Annotated in this window: 19 protein-coding genes, 1 pseudogene and 1 riboswitch; of the genes and pseudogenes, 8 read left to right on the forward strand and 12 right to left on the reverse strand. The window is 59.3% G+C overall.

The genetic code is table 11. The features are described 5' to 3' along the window. Positions 1-735: 735 nt before the first annotated feature. The 6 genes from CWM57_RS19405 to moaA form a co-directional block, all read right to left on the reverse strand. Positions 736-1,440 (reverse strand): Bax inhibitor-1 family protein, encoded by a 705-nt coding sequence (locus CWM57_RS19405; RefSeq protein WP_061155267.1) that lies wholly within the window; start codon positions 1,438-1,440, stop codon positions 736-738. Positions 1,441-1,485: 45 nt separating this feature from the next. Then, complete coding sequence (moaE, locus tag CWM57_RS19410) at positions 1,486-1,938, reverse strand: molybdopterin synthase catalytic subunit MoaE (RefSeq protein WP_074386485.1); 453 nt, start codon at positions 1,936-1,938, stop codon at positions 1,486-1,488. A 4-nt stretch (positions 1,939-1,942) separates the two neighbouring features. Next, the gene (gene moaD / locus CWM57_RS19415; RefSeq protein WP_032732722.1) at positions 1,943-2,191 is read right to left on the reverse strand and encodes a molybdopterin synthase sulfur carrier subunit; all 249 of its coding nucleotides are present in this window, start codon (positions 2,189-2,191) and stop codon (positions 1,943-1,945) included. Continuing rightward, a complete protein-coding gene (gene moaC / locus CWM57_RS19420) occupies positions 2,184-2,672 on the reverse strand; it encodes a cyclic pyranopterin monophosphate synthase MoaC (RefSeq protein WP_008805748.1) in 489 nt (162 codons plus the stop codon). The genes moaD and moaC overlap by 8 nt, the downstream gene beginning before the upstream one ends. A 3-nt stretch (positions 2,673-2,675) precedes the next feature. Further along, positions 2,676-3,188 (reverse strand): molybdenum cofactor biosynthesis protein B, encoded by a 513-nt coding sequence (moaB, locus tag CWM57_RS19425; protein ID WP_008805747.1) that lies wholly within the window; start codon positions 3,186-3,188, stop codon positions 2,676-2,678. Between the two features lie 23 nt (positions 3,189-3,211). Then, positions 3,212-4,201, reverse strand: a complete 990-nt coding sequence (gene moaA, locus CWM57_RS19430) for a GTP 3',8-cyclase MoaA (protein WP_012968667.1) — start codon at positions 4,199-4,201, stop codon at positions 3,212-3,214. Continuing rightward, positions 4,189-4,327, reverse strand: a riboswitch (molybdenum cofactor riboswitch). Its footprint overlaps the gene before it by 13 nt. Before the next feature lie 208 nt (positions 4,328-4,535). Between moaA and yvcK the strand changes: the two genes are divergently transcribed. From yvcK to pmrB, 4 genes are all read left to right on the forward strand, one after another. Then, positions 4,536-5,441, forward strand: a complete 906-nt coding sequence (gene yvcK, locus CWM57_RS19440; protein ID WP_100675893.1) for a uridine diphosphate-N-acetylglucosamine-binding protein YvcK — start codon at positions 4,536-4,538, stop codon at positions 5,439-5,441. A gap of 103 nt (positions 5,442-5,544) precedes the next feature. Next, positions 5,545-7,185 carry a phosphoethanolamine transferase EptA gene (gene eptA, locus CWM57_RS19445; RefSeq protein WP_074386487.1) on the forward strand — a complete coding sequence of 547 codons (1,641 nt, stop codon included), beginning with the start codon at positions 5,545-5,547 and terminating at the stop codon, positions 7,183-7,185. Then, complete coding sequence (pmrA, locus tag CWM57_RS19450; protein ID WP_061155271.1) at positions 7,185-7,856, forward strand: two-component system response regulator PmrA; 672 nt, start codon at positions 7,185-7,187, stop codon at positions 7,854-7,856. The genes eptA and pmrA overlap by 1 nt, the downstream gene beginning before the upstream one ends. A 3-nt stretch (positions 7,857-7,859) precedes the next feature. After that, entirely contained in the window at positions 7,860-8,957 is a 1,098-nt protein-coding gene (gene pmrB, locus CWM57_RS19455; RefSeq protein WP_074386488.1) for a two-component system sensor histidine kinase PmrB, read from the forward strand. Positions 8,958-9,192: 235 nt separating this feature from the next. Here the strand turns inward: pmrB and uvrB are convergent, their stop codons facing one another. Next, entirely contained in the window at positions 9,193-11,214 is a 2,022-nt protein-coding gene (gene uvrB / locus CWM57_RS19465; RefSeq protein WP_100631689.1) for an excinuclease ABC subunit UvrB, read from the reverse strand. A gap of 411 nt (positions 11,215-11,625) precedes the next feature. Between uvrB and CWM57_RS19470 the strand changes: the two are divergent. Both CWM57_RS19470 and CWM57_RS19475 read left to right on the forward strand, forming a co-directional pair. After that, a pseudogene (locus tag CWM57_RS19470) lies at positions 11,626-11,835 on the forward strand (hypothetical protein); the annotation flags it as partial. 89 nt (positions 11,836-11,924) lie between these two features. Next, a complete protein-coding gene (locus CWM57_RS19475; protein ID WP_074386490.1) occupies positions 11,925-12,647 on the forward strand; it encodes an ABC transporter ATP-binding protein in 723 nt (240 codons plus the stop codon). Here CWM57_RS19475 and bioD read toward each other — a convergent pair. Genes bioD through bioB form a run of 4 tightly spaced genes read right to left on the reverse strand, consistent with a single transcriptional unit; the run spans position 12,589 to position 16,237 of the window. Further along, positions 12,589-13,311, reverse strand: a complete 723-nt coding sequence (bioD, locus tag CWM57_RS19480) for a dethiobiotin synthase (protein ID WP_074386491.1) — start codon at positions 13,309-13,311, stop codon at positions 12,589-12,591. The two genes, CWM57_RS19475 and bioD, sit on opposite strands and share 59 nt — an antisense overlap. Continuing rightward, complete coding sequence (gene bioC, locus CWM57_RS19485; RefSeq protein WP_074386492.1) at positions 13,304-14,059, reverse strand: malonyl-ACP O-methyltransferase BioC; 756 nt, start codon at positions 14,057-14,059, stop codon at positions 13,304-13,306. Before bioC ends, bioD begins: the two co-directional genes overlap by 8 nt. Next, positions 14,043-15,200, reverse strand: coding sequence for an 8-amino-7-oxononanoate synthase (gene bioF / locus CWM57_RS19490; RefSeq protein WP_100675894.1), 1,158 nt, complete (start codon positions 15,198-15,200; stop codon positions 14,043-14,045). The genes bioC and bioF overlap by 17 nt, the downstream gene beginning before the upstream one ends. Then, complete coding sequence (bioB, locus tag CWM57_RS19495; protein ID WP_061155277.1) at positions 15,197-16,237, reverse strand: biotin synthase BioB; 1,041 nt, start codon at positions 16,235-16,237, stop codon at positions 15,197-15,199. The genes bioF and bioB overlap by 4 nt, the downstream gene beginning before the upstream one ends. Positions 16,238-16,322: 85 nt before the next feature. On the opposite strand from bioB, the gene bioA reads away from it, so the two are divergent. Continuing rightward, complete coding sequence (bioA, locus tag CWM57_RS19500) at positions 16,323-17,612, forward strand: adenosylmethionine--8-amino-7-oxononanoate transaminase (RefSeq protein WP_100675960.1); 1,290 nt, start codon at positions 16,323-16,325, stop codon at positions 17,610-17,612. Positions 17,613-17,682: 70 nt separating this feature from the next. Beyond that, a complete protein-coding gene (locus CWM57_RS19505; protein ID WP_008805732.1) occupies positions 17,683-18,159 on the forward strand; it encodes a kinase inhibitor in 477 nt (158 codons plus the stop codon). Between the two features lie 674 nt (positions 18,160-18,833). On the opposite strand, the gene CWM57_RS19515 is transcribed toward CWM57_RS19505, so the two are convergent. Then, on the reverse strand, positions 18,834-20,216 hold the full coding sequence (locus tag CWM57_RS19515) for an amino acid permease (protein WP_015367620.1): 1,383 nt from the start codon (positions 20,214-20,216) through the stop codon (positions 18,834-18,836). Positions 20,217-20,224 lie beyond the last annotated feature (8 nt).

Here is a 20,224-nt window from a genome sequence, read left to right on the forward strand (position 1 = left end):
TTCTTTGCCAGGTCGATACCAAGAGTTGATACTTTCATGTGGACGCTCCTCATTTTTTAGGACGTATTGCAACGATCCAGTCTGGTACTTTGATACCGTAAAATCTGGAGCGTCCATCTCATTATCCCTGCAAAACACGGCCCTCAGCCCGCATCCATGCGGGCTGCCCCGGCCTGCCGGGAACGTCTCAGCGATGTTGAGGCCGTCAGCACCGGCAGTTTCAGCAAGAAAGGTGAATAAATTAACGGCAGGTCGCACGCACCGTAGCCGGGTAAGGCGCAGCCGCCACCCGGCAACACCACGGATACCGTGCCTGATAACTTGCCCGGCGGCGCTGCGCTTGCACGGGCCTACGGGGTGCGAGCCTGTGAGAGGATCCTGTAGGCGGGTAAGGCGTAGCCGCCACCCGGCAGCACCACGGGTACCGTGCCTGATGCCATCGCCCGGCGGCGCTGCGCTTGCCGGGCCTACGGGGTGTGAGCCTGTGAGAGGACCCCGTAGGCCGGGCAAGGCGCCAGCCGCCGCCCGGCAACATCACGGGTACCATGCCTGAAATCTCGCCCGGCGGCGCTGCGCTTGCACGGGCCTACGGGGTGTGAGCCTGTGAGAGGATCCTGTAGGCCGGGTAAGGCGTAGCCGCCGCCCGGCAACATCACGGGTACCGTGCCTGATAACTTGCCCGGCGGCGCTGCGCTTGCCGGGCCTACGTAGCCGGTAATCCTTTGATATTAAAGGTTAGCGGCGGTTGCCCATAATACGCAGCAGCATCAGGAACAGGTTGATAAAGTCCAGGTACAGCGTTAAGGCCCCGAGAATCGAGTATTTACGCAGCGTGGCGCTGTCGCGGGTGTCAATCTGCTCGCCGATGTTTTTCAGCTTCTGGGTGTCATACGCCGTCAAACCGACAAACAGCACCACCCCAATGTAGGTCACGGCCCACATCAGCGCTTCGCTCTTCAGCCACAGGTTGACCAGCGATGCCAGCACGATGCCAATCAGACCCATAAACAGCATGCTGCCGAAGCCGCTCAGATCGCGCTTGGTGGTGTAGCCGTACAGGCTCATCGCCCCGAACATCCCGCCGGTGACCACAAAGGTGCTGGCAATCGATGAGTAGGTATAGGCGATAAAAATACTCGACAGCGTCAGCCCGGTCAGCGCCGAATAGAGCATAAACAGCGTGGTGGCCATCCCGGCGCTCAACCGCTGCACCATTCCCGACAGCACAAACACCAGCGCCAGCTGGGCAATAATTAGCCCGAAGAAAGTGATTTTGCTCGAAAAGACGAACATCATCACCGCCGGGGTATTCGCCGCAAACCACGCGATAAACGCCGTCAGCAGCAGGCCGACCGTCATCCAGCCGTACACCTGCGCCATGTAAGTCTGCAGACCGCTACGGCCCTGCACTATTGAATCGGAACGCGGAAATCTGTCCATGACTCTCTCCTGATTAACAAAGTTTCACCCTGTAAGCGTATCACACTACCAGCGCTCTGCCGCCTGACGATCGCTGTCGCGAGCGTCGACCCAGCGTTCGCCTTCCGGCGTCGCCTCGCGCTTCCAGAACGGCGCGCGGGTTTTCAGGTAGTCCATAATAAACTCGCCGGCGGCGAAGGCGCTGCCACGGTGGGCGCTGGTGACGCCGACAAACACAATCTCTTCCCCCGGCCACATTTCGCCGATGCGGTGGATAACCGTCACCCGGCCCAGCGGCCAGCGCTCGCGCGCCAGGTCGACGATCTCCGCCAGCGATTTTTCCGTCATCCCCGGATAGTGCTCCAGCGTCAGCGCTTTCACGCTGTCGCCAAGATTGTGATTGCGCACTTTACCGGTGAAGGTGACCACCGCACCGTCTTCATCGCGTTCAGCCAGCCAGGGATATTCCTCACCGACGCGAAAGCGTGCCGGGCTGACGACAATACGAGTTTGCGTCATCTTATTAGCCTCCGGTGACCGGCGGGAAGAACGCCACTTCGTCACCGCTGGCGACAGGATGGTCAAACGCGGTCAGCGTCTGATTGACTGCCGCCAGCAGCTTGCCCTCTTCCAGGGCCAGCGCCCAGCGGTCGCCGCGGGCGGCAAGCTGTTGGCGCACGGCCTCGACGGTTGCCAGGTCACTGGCGTCGAGGGTCAGAGTATCGGTGCCGACCAGTTCGCGCACCTGGGCGAAAAACAGAACCTTAATCATGGCGTTCGTCCACCTTAAAATCGCCGGACTTGCCGCCGCTTTTCGCCAGCAGGCGCAGCGGACCAATGACCATATCTTTTTGCACCGCCTTGCACATGTCGTAGATAGTCAGTGCGGCAACGGAGGCGGCGGTTAATGCTTCCATCTCGACGCCAGTTTTACCGGTCAGACGGCAGAGTGACTCGATGCGCACCCGGTTATGCTCCGGCTGCGCCTGCAAATTGACCTCCACTTTGCTCAGCATCAGCGGATGACACAGCGGTATAAGCTCCCAGGTACGTTTTGCCGCCTGGATCCCGGCGATACGCGCGGTGGCGAACACATCGCCTTTGTGGTGGCTGCCGTCGATAATCATCGCCAGCGTCGCCGCCTGCATTTCGACATAAGCCTCGGCGCGCGCTTCGCGCACCGTTTCCGCTTTGCCGGAGACATCCACCATATGGGCTTCGCCCGCGGCGTTAATATGGGTCAATTGTGACATAGATTATTTCTTCAGGTGAGGAATGAAGTTACACGGACGGGTGCGGGCATCCAGCTGCGGGGCAATGATGTTGTCCCACGCCGTGCGGCAGGCTTTGGTCGAGCCCGGCATGGCAAAAATCAGCGTGCGATTGGCGACGCCGGCCACGGCCCGGGACTGCAGCGTCGAGGTGCCGATCTCTTCGAACGACAGCATGCGGAACACTTCGCCAAAGCCTTCGACCTCACGGTCAAACAGCGGCAGCAGCGCTTCCGGCGCCTGGTCCCCCTCGGTGAACCCGGTCCCGCCGGTGATCAGCACCACCTGCACGTCATCGCTGGCGATCCACGCCGACACCTGGGCGCGGATGGCGTAGCGGTTTTCTTTCACAATCGCCTTATCGACGACATGGTGTCCCGCCTCCTGCGCCGCCTCACGCAGCCAGTGGCCGGAGGTATCATCCTCTTCGCCGCGGCGGCTGGAAACAGTAAGAATAGCAATACGGGTCGGGATAAACTCAGCGCTAGCCTGGCTCATCTGAATGCTCCTTTCGAAAACGATTAACCGCCAATATAGGACAGGTTCTGCGTAATACCGGTGTTGCCCTGATGCAGGAAATGGGTCTGCTTTTTATGGGTTAAGGCTTCGGCTATCCGCGCTTCCAGCTCGGCCTGCTGCTCGTCCTCAGCCATCAGGTCGCGCAGGTCGACGCCGCCTTCGCCAAACAGGCACAGGTGCAGTTTGCCAACGGATGAGACGCGCAGACGGTTGCAGGTGGCGCAGAAGTCTTTTTCATACGGCATGATGAGGCCGATTTCACCGGCGTAATCCGGGTGACAAAAGACCTGCGCCGGGCCATCGCTGCGCTGGCGGATCTGGTGGATCCAGCCGCGGCGCAGCAGCTCGTCCCGCAGCACCATGCCGGAAAGATGGTGACGGCGGAACAGGTCGCTGCCCTCACCGGTTTCCATCAGCTCAATAAAACGCAGCTGAATACGGCGGGGTTGGATCCACGCGAGAAAGGTGTCGAGCTGGTGATGGTTAACATCACGCATCAGCACGGTATTGACCTTCACCTTGTCAAAGCCCGCGGCGAAAGCGGCGTCAATGCCGTCCATCACCTGGTGGAACTTGTCCTGGCCAGTGATGGCCTGAAATTGACGGGCGTCGAGACTATCAACGCTGACGTTAATCGCCGTCAGCCCGGCATCACGCCAACGTTCGACATCGCGCGCCAGGCGGTAACCGTTGGTGGTAACCGCAATCTGACGGATCGCCGGGTTTTCACGCACCGCGGCAATGATTTCGGTGAAGTCGCGACGCAGAGAGGGTTCCCCACCGGTGAGGCGAACTTTTTCGGTGCCCAGGGCGGAGAAAGCGCGCGTGACGCGGCGCACTTCGTCTACGCTAAGAAAGCCGTTGTTATTGACGGCGCCGGGTTTGTAGCCGTCCGGCAGGCAGTAGGTGCAACGGAAGTTGCACACATCGGTAATCGACAGACGCAGGTAAAAAAACTTACGCGCGAATGCATCGGTAAGCTGTGAGGCCATATACACCTTTCCAAATACGGGAGGCGCGGTCATTTCTTCCCACGCCCTGGCGACACCCGGAGGGGTCGCGGCCAAATCGCCATATCTTTTGACACAGGCGAAGAGGCTAGAGTGTTAACAGGTTATGCCGATAGTAGCGCGTTACGGACGGTTTCGCCATTTGCGATTTCGCTATATAACCTTGTATATATCGCTACCTTCGTGCATTTTCGCTACAGAATAGCCATAAATCATTTTTTTGCCTTGATGTCGGTCAGTTTGTCGGGCTCCTCCCATCGTCTTTTAGGGGTAGATCGGGTAGTGTGTGGCCGTTTATGTGAAATAAGGAATTTCTATGCGCAATCGTACATTCGCTGACCTCGATCGGGTGGTCGCGCTCGGCGGCGGGCATGGTCTGGGCCGGGTGATGTCCTCTCTCTCCTCGCTCGGCTCGCGGCTGACCGGCATTGTCACCACCACCGACAACGGGGGTTCCACCGGGCGGATCCGCCGCTCGGAAGGCGGCATTGCCTGGGGCGATATGCGCAACTGCATCAATCAGTTAATTGCCGAGCCCAGCGTGGCGTCGGCGATGTTTGAGTATCGTTTTAGCGGTAATGGCGAACTTTCCGGGCATAACCTCGGAAATTTGATGTTAAAGGCGCTGGACCACCTGAGCGTGCGGCCTTTAGAAGCCATCAATTTGATCAGAAACCTGCTCAAAGTAGACGCGTTTCTTATCCCGATGTCGGAACAACCGGTGGATTTGATGGCGCTCGATCATGAAGGCCATGAAGTTTACGGCGAAGTGAATATCGATCAGCTCGACAACCTACCGCAGGAGCTGATGCTTACCCCACCGGTACCCGCCACCCGCGAGGCGGTGGAAGCGATCGCCGAAGCCGATCTGATCCTCATCGGCCCGGGTAGCTTTTACACCAGCCTGCTGCCGATCCTGCTGCTCGACGAGATGGCTCAGGCGCTGCGCCGCACCCCGGCGCCGATGGTGTTTATCGATAACCTCGGCAAAGAGCACAGCCCGGCGGCGAGGCTGTCGCTGGCGGAGCGCATTGCGATTATGGAGCGCTATGTGGGTAAGCGGGTGGTGGATGCAGTGATCGCCGGGCCAAAAGCCGATATCCACGGCATCAGCGACCGGCTGGTGATCCAGACGCCGCTGGAGGCCAGCGACGTGCCCTATCGCCATGACCGGGCGCTGCTTCGCGGCGCGCTGGAAAAGGCGATTCAGCTTCCTGGCTGACGCTGCGCGCCGGAGGGCCAACCTTCGGCGCACCTTAAAATCTTAAGGTTGTCTTAAAATAGGACTGGCACTATACCCTTATCTCTTTCTGTGGGTAGGTATTATGTCGTTATTACCTTTACGTCGGCCAGTTCTCAGCCGCACGACTTATTTGATTCTCTTTGCTTGCTATATCGGTATCTTTCTCAACCTGGCTTTTTATCGCCAGGTTTTCCCGTTACTGCCGGTAAACAGCCTGCATAACTGGCTGGTATTCCTCAGTATGCCGATCGTGGCCATTAGCGTGATGAATATCATCACCACCCTCGCCTCGTTCCTGAAGCTCGATCGGGTGGTCATCAGCCTGTTTATTCTGCTCAGCGCGTCGGCGCAGTACTTTATCTGGTCCTTCGGCGTGGTGATTGACCGTTCGATGATCGCCAATATCTTCGATACCACCCCGGCGGAAAGCTTTGCTCTGCTATCGACGAAAATGGTCATCGTGCTGGGGCTTTCCGGGCTGTTGATGGTTCTGGTCGCCTGGTGGATTAAAGTTCGTAAACCCGCCTCTTTCTGGCGCGGCGCGGCGATGCGCCTGCTCAATATCGCCGTTTCGGCGCTGCTGATTATTCTGGTGGCCGCGCTGTTCTATAAAGATTACGCCTCGGTGTTCCGTAACAACAAAGAGCTGGTGAAATCCCTGAGTCCCTCCAACAGCATTGTGGCGCTGAACTCGTGGTATGCGCACAACCGCATGGACAACCTGCCGCTGGTGAAGATTGGCGAAGATGCCACACAGAAACCGGTGATGCATAACGGCCCCCGTAAGAACCTGACGATTGTGGTGCTGGGCGAAACCTCGCGCGCCGAGAATTTCTCGCTGGGCGGCTACGATCGGCAGACTAACCCACGCCTGCAACAGGACGATGTGGTGTACTTCCCGAAAACCACCTCCTGCGGCACGGCAACTGCGGTTTCCGTCCCTTGTATGTTCTCCAATATGCCGCGCGCGCATTACGATGAAGAACTGGCACACCATCAGGAAGGCGTCCTGGATATTCTGCAGCGCGCCGGTATCCAGGTGCTGTGGAACGACAATGACGGCGGCTGTAAAGGCGCCTGTGACCGCGTACCACACCAGAACGTCACTGACCTGAATCTCAGCGGTCAGTGCATCAACGGCGAGTGCTACGATGAAGTCCTGTTCCATAATCTGGACAATTACATCGACAACCTGAAACAGGATGGCATTATCGTACTGCATACCATCGGCAGCCACGGCCCGACCTATTACAACCGCTATCCGGCTGAATTCAAAAAATTCACCCCGACCTGCGATACCAATGAAATCCAAAGTTGTACGCAGCAACAGTTGACCAATACCTACGACAACACCATTCTGTATGTCGACTATATCGTTGATAAGGCGATAAAATTACTGCAATCCAAACAGGATAAATTTACCACTAGCCTGGTTTATTTGTCCGACCACGGCGAATCGCTGGGTGAAGATGGCGTCTATTTGCATGGTCTGCCGTACTCCATCGCGCCGGATACGCAAAAACACGTCCCCATGCTGCTGTGGCTGTCGCCGGATTACCAGCAACGTTATGGTGTTTCCAGCCAGTGTTTGCAACAACAGGCTAAGACGAAGGATTATTCTCAAGATAATCTGTTCTCCACCCTGCTCGGCCTGCTCGGCGTCAGCACCCACGAGTACCAGGCAGCAGACGATATTTTAACGCCATGTAGAGAGGCTGGTTGATGAAAATCTTAGTCATTGAAGACGATGCGCTGCTGTTACAGGGGTTGATTCTGGCGATGCAAAGTGAAGGATACGTATGCGACGGCGTCTCCACAGCGCACGAAGCGGCGCTATCGTTGGCCAGCAATCACTACAGCCTGATCGTACTCGACCTCGGCCTGCCGGATGAAGACGGTCTGCATTTTCTCACCCGTATGCGGCGGGAAAAGATGACCCAACCGGTGCTGATCCTCACCGCCCGCGATACGCTTGAGGATCGCATTAGCGGTCTCGATACCGGCGCGGATGACTACCTGGTGAAGCCCTTTGCCCTGGAAGAGCTGAACGCGCGCATTCGCGCCCTGCTCCGCCGGCATAATAATCAGGGCGATAACGAAATCAGCGTCGGCGATCTGCGCCTCAACGTCACCCGCCGCCTGGTGTGGCTGGGTGAGACGGCGCTGGAATTGACGCCGAAAGAGTATGCTCTGCTGTCGCGGCTGATGATGAAAGCCGGTAGCCCGGTGCATCGTGAAATCCTCTACAACGACATCTATAGCTGGGACAATGAGCCAGCGACCAATACCCTTGAAGTGCATATTCATAATCTGCGCGATAAAATTGGCAAATCGCGGATCCGCACCGTCAGAGGCTTTGGCTATATGCTGGCTAACCACATCGACACGGAATAGACCATGGCTCTGTTTGCAACCGAATCCTGGACCATGCGCCACCGGCTGCTGCTGACCATCGGCACCATTCTGGTGGTCTGTCAGCTGATCAGCGTCTTCTGGCTATGGCATGAGAGTAAAGAGCAGATCCAGCTGCTGGTGGCAAGCGCCGTCGAAGGACATAACAACCAGAAGCATGTGGAGCATGAGGTACGGGAAGCGGTCGCCAGCCTGCTGGTGCCGAGCCTGCTAATTGTTGCTCTGGCGCTGTATATCAGCGTGCTGGCGGTGCGCAAGATCACCCGCCCGCTCTCACGACTACAAAGCGAGCTGGAGAGCCGCACGCCGGACAACCTCACCCCTATCGTGCTCAGCGAATCGGTTCCCGAGGTTACGGCGGTGACCACCGCCCTGAATCAGCTGGTTTCCCGCCTCAATCTGACCCTCGACCGTGAGCGGCTGTTTACCGCCGACGTGGCGCATGAGCTACGTACCCCGCTGGCCGGCCTGCGCCTGCACCTCGAACTGCTGGCGAAAGTGCACGGCGTGGGCGTCGACCCGCTGATCCAACGCCTCGACCAGATGACCACCAGCATTTCCCAGCTGCTGCAGCTGGCGCGCGTCGGACAGTCTTTTTCCGCCGGTAGCTATCAGCAGGTGCTGTTGTTGGATGACGTAGTGAAACCGTTGCAGGAAGAGCTGGAAACCATGCTGGCGCAGCGTCAGCAGCGACTCCTGCTGACGGATGTCGAAAGCGAAGCCATTGTCTCTGGCGACGCAACGTTAATCCGTGTGATCCTGCGCAATCTGGTGGAAAATGCTCACCGCTACAGTCCGGAAGGGTCAACTATCCGCATCTCGGTGAAAGCGGGCTTGATGCCGGTGATGGCGGTGGAAGATGAAGGTCCGGGAATTGATGAGGCGAAAAGCGGCGAACTCAGTAAAGCGTTTGTGCGCATGGACAGTCGCTACGGCGGAATAGGCCTTGGACTGAGCATCGTCACGCGCATTGCTCAGTTGCATGACGCCCAGTTCTTCCTACACAACCGCCAGCCAGGGCCCGGCGTCCGTGCGTGGGTGTTATTCCCGCGGCGGGCGCGTCAGAACGTCAGTACCCATTGATGGAAAAAGGCAACAATAATGACCAGGGCGGTGGCAACCGCCAGATATTCACGGAAGTTAATTTTTTGCATGGGCACTATCCTCATCATGTTGAGGATAGTGTCGCCTGGTGAGATTAAGCAAACATTAAGAAGGCCGCAATGCGGCCTTTTTCTTCTCTGGCATTTGACTGGCGGGCGGCAAGAAGTGGAAAACAGACCTTTCATCCGAACGTCCGGGAGTACGCTCCTGCCCATCAGGAGGCCGCGATAAACAGCTCACGCAGTTGATGCAACTGGTCGCGAATTTGCGCCGCCTCTTCGAACTCGAGGTTCTGCGCGTGCTGCATCATCTGCCCTTCCAGCTCGTGAATTTTCTGCTGCAGCGCTTTTGGCGTCATATCCACCCCGCTGAGTCCCGCAGGTTCGGCGGCCTTCGATTTGCCGCGCCCTTTGGCTTTGGTCTTCGCCAGGCTCTGGCCCAGCTGCAGGATGTCCACCACTTTCTTGTTGAGCCCCTGTGGCACGATGCCATGCTCTTCGTTATAGCGCTGCTGTTTCTCCCGTCGACGCTCGGTCTCGCCAATGGCTTTGGCCATAGAGGGGGTGATTCTGTCGCCGTACAGGATGGCCTTACCGTTGATGTTACGCGCCGCGCGGCCGATGGTCTGGATAAGCGAGCGTTCGGAGCGCAGGAAGCCCTCTTTGTCGGCATCCAGGATCGCCACCAGCGACACCTCCGGCATATCCAGCCCCTCACGCAGCAGGTTGATCCCGACCAGCACGTCAAACTCGCCAAGGCGTAAGTCGCGGATAATCTCCATGCGTTCGACGGTGTCAATATCCGAGTGCAGATAGCGCACCCGCTCGCCATGCTCCTCAAGGTACTCGGTTAAATCTTCCGCCATCCGCTTGGTGAGGGTGGTCACCAGCACGCGCTCGTTGATGGCCGTGCGCAGACGGATCTCCGACAGCAGGTCATCGACCTGAGTGGCCACCGGTCGCACTTCGATGATCGGGTCAAGCAGACCAGTCGGCCGCACCACCTGATCCACCACATCGCCGCCGGATTTATCCAGCTCATAGGCTCCCGGGGTCGCCGACACGTAGATAGTTTGCGGGGCCAGCGCTTCGAATTCTTCAAACTTCATCGGTCGGTTATCCAGCGCTGACGGCAGGCGGAAGCCATATTCCACCAGCGTCTCTTTGCGCGCCCGGTCGCCCCGGTACATGCCGCCGATCTGCGGCACCGTGACGTGGGATTCGTCAATGACCAGCAGACCGTCTGCCGGCAGATAGTCAAACAGGGTGGGCGGCGGCTCGCCGGGCCCGCGACCGGAGAGGAAGCGCGAGTAGTTTTCAATGCCCGAGCAGTAGCCCAGTTCGTTCATCATTTCGAGGTCGAACTGGGTGCGCTGGGTTAAACGCTGCTCTTCCAGTAGCTTGTTGTTAGCCAGCAGTACTTTGCGACGATCCGCCAGTTCCAGCTTAATCTCTTCCATCGCCTGGACGATGCGTTCCCGCGGCGTCACGTAGTGGGTCTTGGGATAAATGGTATAGCGTGGAATGGACGATTCGACGTGGCCGGTGAGCGGATCAAACAGCGACAGGCGCTCGACCTCTTCATCAAACAGCTCAATGCGCAGCGCGATATCGTCGGATTCCGCCGGGAAGACGTCGATCACCTCGCCGCGAACGCGGAAGGTCCCGCGCTGGAAAGCCTGATCGTTGCGGGTATATTGCAGCTCGGCCAGACGGCGCAGGATAGCGCGCTGGTCAATCAGCATCCCGACCGTCAGGTGCAGCATCATCTTCAGGTACAGGTCCGGGTCGCCGAGGCCGTAGATCGCCGAGACTGACGCCACCACCACCACGTCGCGCCGCTCGAGCAGCGCTTTGGTCGCCGACAGGCGCATCTGCTCGATATGTTCGTTCACCGAGGCGTCCTTCTCAATGAAGGTATCTGAGCTGGGGACGTAGGCTTCCGGCTGGTAGTAATCGTAGTAGGAGACGAAATACTCGACGGCATTCTCCGGGAAAAACTCTTTCATCTCGCCGTAGAGCTGGGCCGCCAGCGTTTTGTTTGGCGCCAGCACCATCGTCGGCCGCTGCAGATCGGCAATCACGTTGGCGATGGTAAAGGTTTTACCGGAGCCGGTAACCCCCAGCAGCGTTTGATGCGCAAGCCCATCCTCCAGCCCCTCTTCCAGGCGGCGGATGGCTTCCGGTTGGTCTCCGGAGGGGCGAAAGGCAGAATGCAGAACAAACGATTTACTCATTGATCAAAACCTGAAGATGGATTTAGCGGCCGGTGTTTAATTCTACCCTCCGGGCCATTTTTTGCCAACAAATTATACTGGATATTTAAACAGTGCATCACTATGATTGCGTCAGTAAACGGCTTATTTTGCCGCCATGGTGCGCACAAAGTGCGCGCCGGGTGGGATAATCCTCCGGCCGGTAGGGTTATCCCCAAAAAATTTCACCTTTTAACATTTGTCAAGCAGACGGGTGAAAGTTTTATGGCAGTAGATGACGCTTTTCTTACACCCATTGATTTTATCTAACAAGCTGATATTTAATGACTTTAAAGAAAAGACGCCTTTCGCGCCAATTCAGCCGCAGGCCGCGTACGCTCTAGCTTACCGCAGGTTTTCTAACTCTAATACACAAGGTTATCCACAGGAATAGTGGATAACTGTCTGCAGCCCATGACCACCGCCGCCCGGCGCAAATCGACTTTTGCCGTAAACCGTGCGGCGAAAAATTTTTATCGAACTATTTTTGATAACTATCCGTTTAAAGCCGCTCGATTTTTGCTGCTTTTTGCACCACCCTTTAGCGTCGGGCACCGGAAAAGTGCAGCGCCCGCGCTGACTGTGCCCGATGGTGTCGGCGTTTCGCGTTTTTTTCCGAGCGTTCTTTTTCCTGGCAAGAGTTTTGCAGCATCTTTCTGTCGCCCTGACGCCAGGATAAGGAGAAAACGTCCATGTTGAATTTACAGGCAGTAAATCATTTTTACGGTAACCAGCACTCGCTGTGGAATGTCGATCTTGAACTACGCCCGGGAGAGTGCATTGGCGTACTGGGACGCGAGGGAATGGGAAAAACCACCCTGGTCAACTGCATTGCCGGCCATCTGCCGGTGGCCAGCGGTCGGATGACCTGGCATGACATTGGCGCCCCACCGTGCGATCTCACCCCCCTGTCCGCCCAGTCGCGCAGCGCTATCGGCATCGGCTACGTGCCGCAGGATAAACGCATCTTTTCCCAACTCAGCGTGGAAGAGAATCTGCATATTGCCCTGGCGGCCGGGAAACCCGGGGTCAGCGCCAGCGGCGGTGAAATTTATGAGCACTTTCCCGAACTCTATGCGCTACGGCAGCGCAAAGGCGCCTCGCTAAGCGCCGACGATCAGTACCAGCTGGCGCTAGCCAGGGCGCTGATCGTCCAGCCACGACTGCTGATCCTCGACGAACCCTCGCGCGGCACAGGGCCGCGCTGCCTGCAAAAGCTGGCGGAGCTGCTGCTGCGGTTAAATCGCGATATCGGCCTGACGGTGCTGCTCGCCGAGCAGCACTTGCCCTTTATCCGCCGGGTGGCGGATCGGTTCTGTGTATTACACCGAGGGCGTAATGTCGCCGAGGGCGATATTATGGCGCTGGATGAACCGCTGCTGGCGCAGTGGATGACGCCAGATCCAGCGCGCTGAGATCCAGATACTGGCCGAGATCGTCGCGCTGCGCGATATCGGCAAGCCACGGTATTTCGCCGAGGAATGGCGCGGCCAGCCGGTTTTTCAGCGTCGCCAGATACTCATTATGGCGTTTGCCCGGCGGCTGCACGTCATTGGCGATCCATCCCGCCAGCGGCAGCCCTGCCTGGCGTACCGCCTGGGCGGTGAGCATGGCATGGTTGATGCAGCCGAGCTTAACGCCCACCACCAAAATCACCGGCAGTTGCTCCTGCTGCGCCCAGTCAGCGAAGGTCAGCGTATCCGAGAGCGGCGTAAACCACCCTCCGGCCCCTTCAACCAGCACCCAGTCGGCGAGACTTTCTAACTCGCGCAGCCCACCGGAAAGCGTCGCCGCGGCGATCGGCCGGCCTTCATCGGCGCTGATGATGTGCGGTGAGGTCGGCTCGGCGAAGGTATAGGGGTTCACCTGGTCGTAGCGCAGCGCGACCCGGCTATGGCGCTGCAGGGCCAGCGCGTCTTCATTGCGTAGCCCAGCGGCAGTCAGCTCGCTGCCGGAAGCCACCGGTTTATAGCCAGCGGTGTTAAAACCCTGCTGATTCGCCGCCTGCAGCAGCGCGCTGCTGGCAACCGTTTTTCCGACTTCAGTATCGGTTCCGGTGACAAAAAAACGTTTAGTCACGTTCAATGACTCCTGTAAAAAGATAATACGTCAGCGGGCAGACGCCCTGCTGTTGCGGCCAGGCCAGCTGCAGTTCGCGCAGTTTGCCGCGGCCAAGGGGGGCGGATGCCCTCCCCTGGTGCAAATGGGTAGCGCCGATGCCCTTCAGCGAGCGCATAGCGCTCAGCGCATCGGCGAACGGCAGGCGAATCTGATGAACGACACCTTCGGCGCGCAGCCCGCTCAGTGCGGCCCTTACCGCCGGTTCGCTGAGAAAACGGTTGGCATGTGGACGGTCGTCGATCGCCCGCCACGCCTGGTTAAGCTCCGGCAGCGAGTCGGCCAGCAGCGTGGTAAACGCCACCCGCCCGCCGGACCGCACCACCCGGCACAGCTCGCCGATCGCCGCGCGCAGATCGTCGCACCACTGCACCGCCAGGTTGCTCCATGCCAGATCGACGCAGCCATCCGGCAGCGGCAGCGCTTCGATATCGCCCTGCAGATAATGCTGTGCGGCGTTGTGGCGCTGCGCCTCCGCCAGCATCCCGGCGGAGAGATCCAGCGCGGTCACCACGCTGCCCGCCTCACGCCAGTAGCGGCTCATGCTGCCGGGGCCACAGCCGGCATCCAGCACCTGAGCAAAATCGCGGCGCGCCAGCTGGCGCAGCAGCAGATCGGCGCTGCGCCGTTGCAGTTCATCATGTTGCGTATAGCCGCTGGCCGCCCGGCCAAACGCCGCGGCCACCGCCTGCTTATTCACCGTGGCCATGCAGCGCCTCCAGTAAACGGTTAATGTCCTCAGCCTGATGGGCGGCGGTCAGGGTCAGGCGCAAACGAGCGCTGCCGACCGGCACCGTCGGTGGACGGATCGCCGTTGCCCAGCAGCCGGCCGCGCGCAGACGGCAGGCCAGGCTCAGCGCCCGGGCGTTATCCCCGACGATCAGCGGCTGAATCGCGCTGACGGAATCGGTCAACCCCAGCGACACATCGCTCATCCCTGCACGGAACTGACGGATGCGGGCAGCCAAACTTTCACGCCTCTGCTGACCCTCATCGCTGCGAATGATCCGCAGGGCAGCGCTCAGCGCCACCGCCTGGGCGGGCGGCATCGCGGTGCTGTAGATCAGATGACGGGCAAACTGCAGCAGATAATCGGCCATCGCTTCGCTGCACAGTACCGCCGCGCCGCTGACGCCGAACGCCTTGCCAAAGGTCACCACCAGCAGATCCGGGCGTACGTTCTGCGCCGCGCAGCTCCCGCGACCTTCATCGCCGACGACCCCAACCCCGTGGGCATCATCCACCAGCAATAACGCCCCGGCGGTCTGCGCTGCGGCGTGAATGGCCGCCAGCGGCGCGCTGTCGCCGTCCATACTGAAAATGCCTTCAGTCACCACTAACTGCAGGCCGTCCAGCGGTTTCGCCAGCAGTTGCGCGAGCTGTTGCGGATCGTTGTGGGCGAAACGGCGCAACTGCGCCGGACTCAGGCTCGCCGCCTCCAGCAGGGAGGCGTGGCTCAGGCGGTCGGCGACAATCCGATCCTCTTTTTCCGCCAGCGCGGCAACCAGCGCCTGATTGGCGGCAAAGCCGGAGATAAACAGTAGCGCGCGCGGATAGCCCAGCCAGTCGGCGAGCTCCTCTTCCAGCGCGCGATGGGCTTCGCTATAGCCGCTCACGTGGCCCGAGCCGCCGGAGCCGACGCCATAACGTTCCGCCCCCTGCTGCCAGGCGGCGATAATGCCGGCATGCTGGCTCAGGCCCAGGTAATCATTGCTGGAGAAGTTGAGCCAGCGCTCCCCTTCGCGCTCCAGCCAGCGTCCGGCGCCGTGGCTTACCGGCAGGCGACGGCGAAACGCATCCGCCTGCCGCCGCTCGTCCAGCGCCCGCTCGATTCGTTGCTGCCAGGTCATAGCGCCGCCGCGTTGTAGTATTCCTCAGTGTCCGGGGTGAGTAAGGCCTGTTCCAGGCGCTGCTGCTGCTCATTGTCGCCTTCCAGTACCGCCGTCTGCTGCGGGTTGATCCCCAGCTTGCGGAACAGCTGCAGGTCTTTGTCCTCTTCCGGGTTCGGCGTGGTGAGCAGCTTGCAGCCGTAGAAAATCGAGTTCGCCCCGGCCATAAAGCACATCGCCTGGGTCTGCTCGTTCATCTGCTCGCGGCCGGCGGAGAGACGCACGTAGGAGGTAGGCATCATGATGCGCGCAATAGCGATAGTGCGGATGAAATCGAAGGCGTCGACATCGTCGTTATCCGCCAGCGGCGTGCCCTTGACCTTCACCAGCATGTTGATCGGCACGCTTTCCGGCGGCGTTGGCAGATTGGCCAACTGCAGCAGCAGCCCGGCGCGATCGTTTACGGTCTCTCCCAGCCCGACGATGCCGCCGGAGCACACTTTAATCCCGGCATCGCGCACTTTATCCAGCGTATCCAGACGCTCCTGATAGGTACGGGTGGTGATGATGTTGCCGTAAAATTCCGGCGAGGTGTCGAGGTTGTGGTTGTAGTAATCAAGACCTGCGCCGGCCAGACGTTGCGCCTGGCTGTCGGTGAGCGTACCGAGCGTCATGCACGACTCCAGTCCCAGCGCCTTCACGCCTTTCACCATCTGCTCCAGATAGGGCATATCGCGGTCATTGGGGTTCTTCCACGCCGCGCCCATGCAGAAGCGGGTCGAGCCGGCGTTTTTCGCCTGGCGTGCCGATTCCAGCACCTGCTCCACTTCCATCAGGCGCTCGGTTTCGAGGCCGGTTTTATAGCGCGCGCTCTGCGGACAATATTTACAATCCTCCGGGCAGGCGCCGGTCTTGATCGACAGCAGGGTACTGACCTGCACCTGGCGCGGGTCAAAATGCTGGCGGTGGATTTGCTGCGCTTCAAATAACAGATCGATGAGTGGTTTATTAAATAATTCCGTTACTTGCGACATTGTCCAGCGTGCACGGTGAGCCATTGGTCTCTCCAAAGGGTTTTGTTAATTTACGGTTCGGTTTATACTTGTAAACCTAAATGTTTTCAAAATGGTTTACAAGTCGATTATGACACTGGACGATCTCGCCTTCGATCGGCGCCACATCTGGCACCCCTACACCTCTATGACTTCCCCCCTGCCGGTCTATCCGGTGGTTTCCGCCCACGGTTGCGAGCTGTCCCTCGCCGGCGGCGAACAGCTGGTTGACGGTATGTCCTCCTGGTGGGCGGTGATCCACGGCTACAATCACCCGCGCCTCAATGCGGCGATGAAAGCGCAGGTCGACAAAATGTCGCACGTGATGTTTGGCGGGATCACCCATCCGTCGGCAGTGGCGCTGTGCCGCCAGCTGGTGGCGATGACCCCGGAGTCGCTGGAGTGCGTTTTCCTCGCCGATTCCGGTTCGGTGGCGGTAGAGGTGGCTATGAAAATGGCGCTGCAGTACTGGCAGGCCAAAGGCCAACCGCGCCGTCGTTTTCTGACCTTCCGCAATGGCTATCACGGCGATACCTTTGGCGCGATGTCGGTCTGCGATCCGCAAAATTCAATGCACAGCCTGTGGCAGGGCTACCTGCCGGATAACCTGTTCGCCCCCGCGCCGCAAAGCCGCTTTGACGGCGAGTGGGATGAGATGGATATGGTGCCGTTTGCCCGCCTGATGGCCGCGCATCGTCACGACATCGCCGCGGTGATCCTCGAACCCATCGTCCAGGGCGCGGGCGGCATGCGGATGTACCATCCGGAGTGGCTGAAGCGGGTGCGTAAAATGTGCGACCGGGAAGGGATTTTGCTGATCGCCGATGAGATTGCCACCGGCTTTGGCCGCACCGGCAAACTGTTCGCCTGCGAACACGCCGGTATCGCCGCCGATATTCTGTGTCTGGGTAAAGCGCTGACCGGCGGCACCATGACCCTTTCCGCCGCGCTGACCACCCGCGAGGTCGCGGAAACCATCAGCAATGGCGAAGCTGGCTGCTTTATGCACGGCCCCACCTTTATGGGCAATCCGCTGGCCTGCGCGGTAGCGAGCGAAAGCCTGCGCCTGCTGGAGAGCGGTGAATGGCAACAGCAGGTGGCGACGATTGAAGCCCAGCTGAAGGCCGAGCTGGCTCCGGCGCGCGAGTCAGAATGGGTCGCCGACGTGCGTGTACTGGGCGCGATTGGCGTGATTGAAACCCGTCATCCGGTCAACATGGCCGCCCTGCAGCGCTTTTTCGTTGAACAAGGGGTGTGGATCCGCCCGTTTGGCCGCCTGATTTACCTGATGCCGCCGTACATCATCACGCCCGAGCAACTGACCCGCCTGACCCATGCGGTCAACCTGGCCGTGCAGGACGAAACATTTTTTAGCGAATAAACAGCGGATTTGCGCCGCCGGGAAGGCTACACTTCTTTGTTAATCTGCACATTATCAATGAGGATGAAGCATGAAATTGATCAGTCACGATCTCCAGGACGGCGGTAAGCTGCCTAATCGTCACGTCTTCAACGGCATGGGCTATGATGGCGACAATATTTCGCCGCACCTGATGTGGGATGATGTGCCCGCGGGAACCAAAAGCTTTGTCGTCACCTGCTACGACCCGGATGCGCCGACCGGCTCCGGCTGGTGGCACTGGGTGGTAGCCAACCTGCCTGCCGATACTCGGGTGCTACCGCAGGGGGCCGGCTCCGGTCAGGCGGAGCTACCGGAAGAGGCCGTTCAGACCCGCACCGATTTTGGTAAGGCAGGCTACGGCGGCGCGGCGCCGCCGAAGGGCGAAACCCACCGCTACATTTTTACCGTGCACGCGCTGGATATCGATAAGATTGATGTCGATGCCGAGGCCAGCGGCGCGATGGTCGGCTTTAATGTCCATTTCCATTCGCTCGCCAGCGCCTCGATCACCGCCCTGTTCAGTTAATTATCCCCCCGGATAGCGGCTTGCGCCTTATCCGGGCTACTTGCTTTTATATATCAAATAGATACACATAATCCCAGGTCCGCGCAAGCGCAGCGCCGCCGGGCAAGCGTTGATTACCTTCCAGGCAGCCCTGTTGCGCGGTTATTTTGCCGGGTGGCGGCTGACGCCTTACCCGGCCTACGGGGTCCAGACCCAGTATGTGAATCGCCGCCAGACATGGGGCGGCTGAAACTGCCGGTGCTGGCGGCCTCAAAATCGCTGAGACGTTCCCGGAAGGCCGGGGCAGCCCGCATGGATGCGGGCTGAGGGCCGTGTTTTGCACGGACGCTGCCTCGGCCCGACCCGAAGCCTGCAGGGATAAGTCGAAGGTACCACGCAGTGGCGATTTTGCTGGCCGGAGCCCGGGGGTACAGGGGGCGGCGGCGACTGGCCGCCCCCTGTGCGCTCCCTGCGCCATGAATGACATAACGCAGAAGAAATATTGGGAGCGCAATCTGTCCGGAATTAACACAGAAGCTGTAGCCCTGCCAGACGCAGCGCGAACAGGGAAATATTCGGTTGTGCCGTTATTTCGCCGGGTGGCGGCTGCGCCTTGCCCGGCATACGGTCCTACAATACTACGTTCCGTGCCATTTGTAGCCCCGGTAAGCGTAGCGCCACCGGGGAGATTAACCTTACTGTTCAGTGGCCACCTGCAGCGCGGTTTTACGCACCCGCGCATACCACACCACCGTCAGCAGCCCCAACCAGACCAGCCCGGCTAACAGCGCTACGCGCGTCTCTTCCACCATTCCCAGCACGGCGATCACCAGCCCCATAAACAGCAGCGTCAACAGCGGGCCCACCGGCCAGAAAGGAATAGGAAATTCGATCTTACTGCGCTCTTCGGCTGACAAACCGCGACGCATCGAAAAATGAGACAGCAGGATCATCAGCCACACCCAGACGGTGGCAAACGCCGCCAGTGAAGCAATCAGCACAAAGACTTGCTCCGGCATCAGATAGTTAAGCACCACCGCCACCAGCAGCGCCACGCCCATCACCACCACGGTCATCCAGGGCACGCCGTTGCTGGCAATCCGCTGGAAGCACTTCGGCGCCAGCCCCTCTTTCGACATACCGTACATCATGCGTCCGGCGCCAAAAATATCGCTGTTAATCGCCGAGATACTGGCGCTAATCACGATGATATTCAGCACGGTCGCCGCCGCCGGGATCCCGAGGCCATCGAAGATCAGCACAAACGGACTGCCCTGCTCGCCAAAACTATTCCACGGGAAGATCGCCATCAGCACCGCCAGGGTGCAGACGTAAAACAGAATAATACGCAGCGGAATGGTGTTGATGGCCTGCGGGATGACCTTCTTCGGATTCTGCGCTTCCGCCGCGGTGACGCCGATAATTTCCACGCCGCCGAACGCAAACATCACGATGCCAAGCGAGGCGATGATCCCCTGCCAGCCATTAGGCGCAAAACCGCCGTGGCTCCACAGATTTTCCAGCCCGGTGGCCGGGAAACTATGGCCAAAGCCAAAGAAGATGATGCCTGCTCCCGCCGCCATCATGGCGATAATCGCCACCACTTTAATCAGCGACAGCCAGAACTCCATCTCGCCGAACACCCGCACGTTGCACAGGTTCATCGCGCCAATAAAGAAGATAATGCTGAGGATCCAGATCCAGCGCGGCACATCGGGATACCACAGTCCCATATAGATGCCGAACGCGGTGACGTCGGCCAGCGCCACGATCACCATTTCAAAGGTATAGGTCCAGCCGGTGATAAACCCGGCGAGCGGCCCGAGATACTGGCGAGCATAGCTGCCAAAGGAGCCGGAAACCGGATTGCGCACCGCCATTTCACCCAGCGCGCGCATGACCATAAAGACCGCCGCGCCGCCAATCAGGTAGGCCAGCAGTACCGCCGGACCCGCCGCTTTAATCGCGGAGGCCGAGCCATAGAACAGCCCGGTGCCGATAGCGGAACCAAGCGCGATAAAACGAATGTGTCGGGCATTCAGCCCGCGCAGCAGATGCGGTTTGTGTTGTTGTTGCATATACAGGT

It is taken from the genome of Klebsiella sp. G-Nf4 (assembly GCF_002810615.1).
In the GTDB taxonomy this organism is placed as follows: Bacteria; Pseudomonadota; Gammaproteobacteria; order Enterobacterales; family Enterobacteriaceae; genus Klebsiella; species Klebsiella variicola.

Bases quoted from the DNA above. Each gene is read 5' to 3' on its own strand.
- CWM57_RS19405 (WP_061155267.1), bottom strand. From the start codon at position 1,440: ATGGACAGATTTCCGCGTTCCGATTCAATAGTGCAGGGCCGTAGCGGT.
- moaE (WP_074386485.1), bottom strand. From the start codon at position 1,938: ATGACGCAAACTCGTATTGTCGTCAGCCCGGCACGCTTTCGCGTCGGT.
- moaD (WP_032732722.1), bottom strand. From the start codon at position 2,191: ATGATTAAGGTTCTGTTTTTCGCCCAGGTGCGCGAACTGGTCGGCACC.
- moaC (WP_008805748.1), bottom strand. From the start codon at position 2,672: ATGTCACAATTGACCCATATTAACGCCGCGGGCGAAGCCCATATGGTG.
- moaB (WP_008805747.1), bottom strand. From the start codon at position 3,188: ATGAGCCAGGCTAGCGCTGAGTTTATCCCGACCCGTATTGCTATTCTT.
- moaA (WP_012968667.1), bottom strand. From the start codon at position 4,201: ATGGCCTCACAGCTTACCGATGCATTCGCGCGTAAGTTTTTTTACCTG.
- yvcK (WP_100675893.1), top strand. From the start codon at position 4,536: ATGCGCAATCGTACATTCGCTGACCTCGATCGGGTGGTCGCGCTCGGC.
- eptA (WP_074386487.1), top strand. From the start codon at position 5,545: ATGTCGTTATTACCTTTACGTCGGCCAGTTCTCAGCCGCACGACTTAT.
- pmrA (WP_061155271.1), top strand. From the start codon at position 7,185: ATGAAAATCTTAGTCATTGAAGACGATGCGCTGCTGTTACAGGGGTTG.
- pmrB (WP_074386488.1), top strand. From the start codon at position 7,860: ATGGCTCTGTTTGCAACCGAATCCTGGACCATGCGCCACCGGCTGCTG.
- uvrB (WP_100631689.1), bottom strand. From the start codon at position 11,214: ATGAGTAAATCGTTTGTTCTGCATTCTGCCTTTCGCCCCTCCGGAGAC.
- CWM57_RS19475 (WP_074386490.1), top strand. From the start codon at position 11,925: ATGTTGAATTTACAGGCAGTAAATCATTTTTACGGTAACCAGCACTCG.
- bioC (WP_074386492.1), bottom strand. From the start codon at position 14,059: ATGGCCACGGTGAATAAGCAGGCGGTGGCCGCGGCGTTTGGCCGGGCG.
- bioF (WP_100675894.1), bottom strand. From the start codon at position 15,200: ATGACCTGGCAGCAACGAATCGAGCGGGCGCTGGACGAGCGGCGGCAG.
- bioB (WP_061155277.1), bottom strand. From the start codon at position 16,237: ATGGCTCACCGTGCACGCTGGACAATGTCGCAAGTAACGGAATTATTT.
- bioA (WP_100675960.1), top strand. From the start codon at position 16,323: ATGACACTGGACGATCTCGCCTTCGATCGGCGCCACATCTGGCACCCC.
- CWM57_RS19505 (WP_008805732.1), top strand. From the start codon at position 17,683: ATGAAATTGATCAGTCACGATCTCCAGGACGGCGGTAAGCTGCCTAAT.
- CWM57_RS19515 (WP_015367620.1), bottom strand. From the start codon at position 20,216: ATGCAACAACAACACAAACCGCATCTGCTGCGCGGGCTGAATGCCCGA.